General features: G+C 69.8%; 3 protein-coding genes and 1 pseudogene. 1 reads left to right on the top strand and 3 read right to left on the bottom strand.

The window, feature by feature from the left end; translation table 11 throughout:
• Nucleotides 1-1,676, bottom strand: a 1,676-nt coding sequence (locus tag D7X55_RS36245; protein ID WP_147470352.1) for a GAF domain-containing sensor histidine kinase, incomplete at its 3' end; no start/stop codon positions are given.
• Between the two features lie 413 nt (nucleotides 1,677-2,089).
• Between D7X55_RS36245 and D7X55_RS36240 the strand changes: the two genes are divergently transcribed.
• On the top strand, nucleotides 2,090-3,649 hold the full coding sequence (locus tag D7X55_RS36240) for a hypothetical protein (RefSeq protein ID WP_121725417.1): 1,560 nt from the start codon (nucleotides 2,090-2,092) through the stop codon (nucleotides 3,647-3,649).
• 9 nt (nucleotides 3,650-3,658) lie between these two features.
• Here D7X55_RS36240 and D7X55_RS36235 read toward each other — a convergent pair whose 3' ends face one another.
• On the bottom strand, nucleotides 3,659-4,399 hold the full coding sequence (locus D7X55_RS36235; protein WP_120546693.1) for a TlyA family RNA methyltransferase: 741 nt from the start codon (nucleotides 4,397-4,399) through the stop codon (nucleotides 3,659-3,661).
• Nucleotides 4,396-4,602: pseudogene (locus D7X55_RS36230) on the bottom strand (1-deoxy-D-xylulose-5-phosphate synthase); the annotation flags it as partial. The pseudogene D7X55_RS36230 and the gene D7X55_RS36235, both read right to left, overlap by 4 nt.

Raw genomic sequence — 4,602 nt, 5'->3', positions numbered from 1 at the left:
GAGCCGGGGGCGGGCTGCGGCCGGGGGTTGCGCGCGGCCTCCTGCGCCAGGGGCAGCGTGAAGACGAAGGTGCAGCCGCCGTCGGCCGGGCTCTCCGCCCAGATTTCACCGCCGTGCAGCTCCACGAACTCCTTGCAGATGGCCAGCCCCAGCCCCGTGCCCTTGGGCCCGTGGCGGTAGCGGTCGAACACGAGGTGCAGCTCGTCCGGGGGGATGCCCACCCCGTTGTCGCTCACCATCACCCGCACCGCGTCGCCGTCCGGACGCGACAGGCGCTGCGTGCGCACCACCACCGAGCCCGGGTCGCTGGCGTGCTGGATGGCGTTGCTGATGAGGTTCTGCAGCACCTCGTGCAGCTTCACCTCGTCGCCAATCAGCATCAGGCTGTCGGGGCACTCGGAGCGCAGCGCCACGGCCTTCTCGGCCGCGAGGATTTCGAGTTCCGCCACGGCGTCGCGGCACAGCTGCGCCACGTCCAGCACGCGCGGCTCGATGGAGAGGCGCGCCGCCTCGCCCTTGCCCTTCTCCAGCAGGGACTCGACCAGGGTGAGGATCTTCCGGCCCTGGCGGATCATCGCCTCCGCGGACTGCTTCTGCTGCACCTCCAGCGGGCCCTCCAACAAGAGCCGGCCGTGGCCCAGGAGCACCTGGAGCGGCGCGCGCAGGTCGTGGCTGCACACCGCGATGATTTCATCCTTGAGGCGGTTGAGCTCCTTGAGGCGGCGGTTCGCGTCGTTGAGCTCGCGGTAGCGCTCCACGTACGCCAGCTCCAGGTCCTCGCGCTTCTTCTTCACCGCCGTGTGCAGGCGCGCGTTGCGGATGGAGTTGGCGAGCACGCCCGCGACTGCCTCCGCGAACTCCTGCTCGTCGCGGCCGATGGACGCCTCGCCCTTGGACACGCGCAGGAACAGCGCGCCCAGCAGGTCGTCCTGGCAGATGAGCGGCTGCACCAGGATGGACTTCACGCCCTGGGGGAGCAGCGACGTGCGCACCTCCGCCATCAGCGGGTCGCGCTGCGCTTCTTCAATCAACACGGGCTGCCGCGTCTCCAGCGCGCGGCGCAGCTCCGGATAGCGCGCGACCTCGATGTCCAGCTGGACGAGGCTGGGGTCCTCCTGCGTCGCGACGACCGTGGCCGTGCGCGCGTGGCTGCCCTCCACCAGCACCACGGAGCAGCGGTCCGTGCCCGTCACCTGGCCGACCTTCTCCACCGCGATGCGGAGGATCTCCTCCAGTTCCAGGGAGCTGGTGGCCGCCTGGGTGATTTCGAGCAGCATCCCCATGCGCATCCGGATGCGCTCCTCGCGCTCCTTGAGGCGCCAGGCGCGCAGGGCGGACTCCAGCCGGGGCACCAGCTCATCCGCGCCGCGCACGAAGTCGTCCACCGCCAGGCGCTTGAAGGCCTCCGCCGAGCGCGCGCGGCCCTGGTCCACCAGCACCGGCAGGCGCTGGAGCTTGTCCGTCTTGCGCACCGTCTCCAGCAGCTCCGCCGCCCGCTTGGCCGTCACGGCCAGCAGCACCACCTCTGGCTGGAGCGACTCCACCATCTCCGCCAGCCCGGTCTCCCGTTCCGTGGAGGCGCACTGGTAGCCACTCGCCGTGAGCCGCTCCACCAGCGCGTCACCCGCGGCCTTCGCCGCGAGCACGAGCACCCGCCCCCGTTGCTCAGACGACAACATCTCGATCCTCACGGCGCGCCTCCGCCCCGCCCGTCCAGGGAACAACGCCGCGCAAACCCGTTGGGTGCGAAAGGGGTCATGGTCGATTCCGGATCATGCCGTCTAACCCGTCCGCGGGCCAGCGGTTGAACGGGGCTGTCCTCAAGCGAGAGGGGTGAGAAAAGGCGCGTGACGTATACCCCGGACCGGTGTCCTTCCTCCGGAAACCCGCACGCACGTACTGAAGGAGTGCAACTCCGCCAAAACAGCCAGGCTGTTACTTTCTTCCCATAGCATTCTCAATGCCTGGACGGCCGGAGTCCGGACAGGCACGAAACCGGCGGAGCATCGGATCAGGATTCCGGAGGGAACGGCGCCTGGGACGGGGGGGCCCGCCCGCTTCCCGGGGGAGCACGCTAGAGTGTGAAACCATGCACTCCGCTCCTTCGCGCCCGTTCGCGTCACGGGCCCTCCTGGCCTCGCTGACCCTCTGTGCTTCGGTGTTCGCCGCCTGTGGTGGTGAGAAGCCGCCCCCCACCCCGGACCCGCCGACGGTGACGCTCAACGTGCCGCAGCCCAACACGGCGGCGCCGACGCTGACGGTGCGGATCATCGTGTCCGGGTGTGACTCCGTGGCGCAGGTGGAAATCTACGACCGGGACACGTTCCTCAAGACGGTGCCCTACACCAGCGGGTCCATGGACTTCGAGCTGGCGTTCAACGAGCTCAAGTACGACCGCGGCATCGCCGTGGGGCTGTCGCTCAACGCGCGGGCGACGTGCTCGGACGGCCGCAAGAACGTGTCCCAGCCGCAGGCGGCCACGTTCATGCCGGTGGAGAAGGTCATCAAGGATCCGGACCCCAACGGCCAGGTGGTGACGGACTTCTTCATCGCCGAGGGCACCGGCACGAACGTGGCCTTCATCGGCTGCGGCAATCCCACCACCGGCTCCGGCACGCTCTTCCGCGTGGACTCGGCGGGCACGGTCCGCAACTCGGTGACCATGGGCATCCCGTGCACCAAGGACACGGTCATCACCAGCATCAACGCGACGAGCGGCAAGCGCTGGGTGTGGACGCCCGGCTATGGCGCGTTCGCTGTGGACTCCAGCTTCACCATCACCGGCCGCACGTCGCCCACGTACTTCCTGGTCCACCTGTCGGTGATGGACGACGGCGACGCGCTGGTGCGCGACCGCTACACGGTGTCCCGCCTGAAGCACACCAACGCGGGCGGCACCTTCGATTGGACGTATAAGGGCGCGGTGCTGGGCCCCATCAGCCCGCCGCAGCAGAAGGGCCAGTATGTGCTGGTGCCCTACGTAGCCCAGCTGGAGTTCTCGCAGGTGCCCCAGGTCATCGTGGCCTACCTCGACGCGAAGGGCACCAGCCAGGAGCTGCAGCCGGTCCAGGAGAAGAAGATCTTCGCCTACAACGGCGAGCTGGATGAGCCGCCCGTCACCGCGTTCAGCGCGGACGGGTCCACGCTCTACGTGGCGTACCTCCTGGCCAACAACCAGTCGACGATCCAGGCCTGCTCCACGGACCTGGAGGGCTGCGAGGGCGCGGCCTTGAAGTGGCGCAGCGACGTCTTCCCGGTGCCGATGAACTTCCTGATGCCCTTCCATGCCGGCTCGAAGCTGGCGGCCATCGGCACGCAGCGCGTGTGGTTCCTCGACGCGACGAACGGCCTCGTCACCAACAAGGGCGGCACGTCCGTGGACGCGTCCGGTCAGCTGCGCATCGCGCAGGTGCAGCTGGGCCAGCCGACGACGTCGGAGTTCTACCTGCTCAACGCCCCGAACGTGAACGGCGCCCTGCCCGTGGAGATCGTCGCGGTGGACTCGTCCGAAAAGGGCGAGGTGTTCCGCTACGAGGTCTCCAGCAGCCTGTCCTGCTCCGTGGACGACGGCGGCCGGCTGTGGATGCGCGTGGGCAAGAACCTGGTCCAGACCCTGCCGCTGAGCCAGTACCGCAAGGTCCGGCCGTAACGGCGGCCCTCAGGGCCTGTCGGCGACGAGGAGCGCCTCCACGTTGCCGGCGGGCCCGGGCACGGGTGAGTCCATCACCCCGCGCACGGTGAGCCCGTGCTCGCGCACGAAGGCCGTCACGGTGTCGATGGCGTCCTGGCGCGCTTCCGGGTCGCGCACCACGCCGCCCTTGCCCACCCGCTCCGGGCCCACCTCGAACTGGGGCTTCACCAGGGCGATGAGCAGCCCGCCCGGTGACAGGAACGGCAGCACCGACGGCAGCACCTGGGTGAGCGAGATGAAGCTCACGTCGATGACGACCACGCCCACCTTCTCCGGCAGGTCCTCGTCCGTGAGGTAGCGCGCGTTGACCCGCTCCCGCGAGCGCACGCGCGGGTCCACGCGCAGCTTCTCGTGCAGCTGGCCGTAGCCCACGTCGATGGCGTGCACCCGCACCGCGCCGTGCTGGAGCAGGCAGTCCGTGAAGCCGCCCGTGCTGGCGCCGATGTCCGCGCCCACGCGGCCCGTCACGTCCAGGCTGAAGCGGTCCATGGCGGCCTTCAGCTTGAGGCCGCCGCGCGAGACGTACGGCAGCACCTCGCCCTTGAGGCGCAGCTCGGCCTCCACGGGGACCAGGGAGCCGGGCTTGTCCACGCGCTGATCCGCCACCACCACCTGGCCCGCGAGGATGAGCGCCTGGGCCTTCGTGCGCGACTCGGCGAGCCCGCGCTCCACGACCAGCACGTCCAGGCGTTCCTTCTTCGGCTTCACCGGCTCTCCTCTTCCAGCAGCGCACGGCCCGCGCGCCGCAGGCCCGCCGCGTCCAGTCCCAGCTGTGTGCGCTGCACCCGCGCGTCTCCGTGAGGCAGGAACACGTCCGGCATGCCCAGGAGCTTCACGCGCGGGGACAGGCCCGACGCCGCGTACAGCTCCAGCACCGCGCTGCCCAGGCCGCCCCGCACGGTGCCCTCCTC

Origin of the sequence: Corallococcus sp. AB049A, from assembly GCF_003668885.1 — a bacterium.
In the GTDB taxonomy this organism is placed as follows: domain Bacteria; phylum Myxococcota; class Myxococcia; order Myxococcales; family Myxococcaceae; genus Corallococcus; species Corallococcus interemptor.
Note: the sequence above shows the minus strand (reverse complement) of the source record. Positions and strands in the feature narration are given on the sequence as shown.

Excerpts from the sequence above, each read along its gene's own strand:
- D7X55_RS36240 (WP_121725417.1), top strand. The coding sequence starts at position 2,090 with ATGCACTCCGCTCCTTCGCGCCCGTTCGCGTCACGGGCCCTCCTGGCC.